This window comes from Streptomyces aurantiacus JA 4570 (assembly GCF_000414115.1).
Classification (GTDB): Bacteria; Actinomycetota; Actinomycetes; order Streptomycetales; family Streptomycetaceae; genus Streptomyces; species Streptomyces aurantiacus_A.
This window is the reverse complement of sequence record NZ_AOPZ01000523.1, coordinates 1-1,259: the sequence shown is the minus strand read 5'-3', so window position 1 is coordinate 1,259 and position 1,259 is coordinate 1. Positions and strand designations below refer to the sequence as shown.

2 protein-coding genes are annotated in these 1,259 nt (G+C 77.2%); one reads left to right on the top strand and one right to left on the bottom strand.

Annotated features, from left to right (window positions below):
• On the top strand, positions 1–770 hold a 770-nt coding region (locus STRAU_RS37065), incomplete at its 5' end, for a glycosyltransferase (protein WP_037664468.1).
• Positions 771–805: 35 nt separating this feature from the next.
• On the opposite strand, the gene STRAU_RS37060 is transcribed toward STRAU_RS37065, so the two are convergent.
• The coding region (locus STRAU_RS37060) for a PucR family transcriptional regulator (RefSeq protein ID WP_037664464.1) at positions 806–1,259 on the bottom strand (454 nt) is incomplete at its 5' end.

The window sequence follows — 1,259 nt, the reverse complement described above, 5'->3', positions numbered from 1 at the left end:
CCGCGGGCGCCCGCGCCCACGTCCTGCGGGTCCTGGAGCGGCGCGTCGCCAAGGCCGCCGCCGTGGTCCTCGGCACCTCCTCCGACCTTGTCGACCGGGCCCGCGGCCGGGGCGCGCGCGACGCCCGCCTCGCCCCCGTCGCCCTGCCCACGGCACGCCGCGACGACGACGCGGACGCCGAGCCCGACGGGCCGCGCCACAAGATCCGCGCCGAACTCGGCGCCGTGGACCGCCCCTTGCTGCTCGCCGTCGGCACCCTGGACGCCCACCGCGGCTACGACGTCCTGCTGGACGCCGCGCACTCCTGGAGCGGGCTCGTACCGCTGCCGCTGCTCGTCGTCGCGGGGGAGGGGCCGCTGCGCGCCGCGCTGCAGGCCCGCATCGATGCCGAGGGCCTGCCCGCGCGGCTCATCGGACGGCGCGAGGACGTGCCGGAACTCCTCGCCGCCGCCGACCTCGTGGTGCTGCCGAGCCAGTGGGAGTCCCGCGCCCTGCTCGCCCAGGAGGCCCTGCACGCGCGCGTGCCGCTCGTCGCCACCGCCGTCGGCGGCATCCCCGAACTCGTCGGCGACGCCGCCGAACTCGTCCCCTACGGCGACCCCGGGGCCCTCGCCGACGCCGTCGTCCGCCTCCTCGCCGACGACGGGCGCCGCCGGGAGCTGAAGGACAAGGGCACCGCCCAGGCCGCGACCTGGCCCACCGAGGACGAAACGGTCACTCAAGTGCTGAGCGTCTACGACGAGTTGACCCAGCCGCTCACCTCGTACTGAGTACTGGTTCGGCGGCGGCGCCCGGCGACGTCCGGCTACGCCACATGCCTCCGCGCCCGCAGCGCCAGGCTCAGGGCGAGCACCGTCTGCGGGTCGTCCAGGTCCGTGCCGAGCAGCTCGCCGATCCGGGCCAGGCGGTTGTACAGCGTCTGGCGGTTCAGATGCAGCTCGCGCGCGGTCTCCGCCTTGCGGCCCGCGTGCGCCAGATACGTCTGCAGGGTGGGCAGGAGCGGCGGCTTGGAGCGCCGGTCGTGGTCGCGCAGCGGGCCGATCGCGCGGTCCACGAACGCGGCGAGCGCGGCGGTGTCGTGCTGGTGCAGCCGCCACAGGAGCAGGTCGATGTCCAGGCGCCGCGCGTCGTACCAGTCCCGGTCCGGCAGGCCGTGCGCCGCCGTGGCCGTCTCCGCCGCGTGCCGAAGGCCCGACGCGGCCGCCGCCCAGCCGCCCGCCACGCCGACCACCACGACCGGCGGCGGTGCCCCCGCCCGC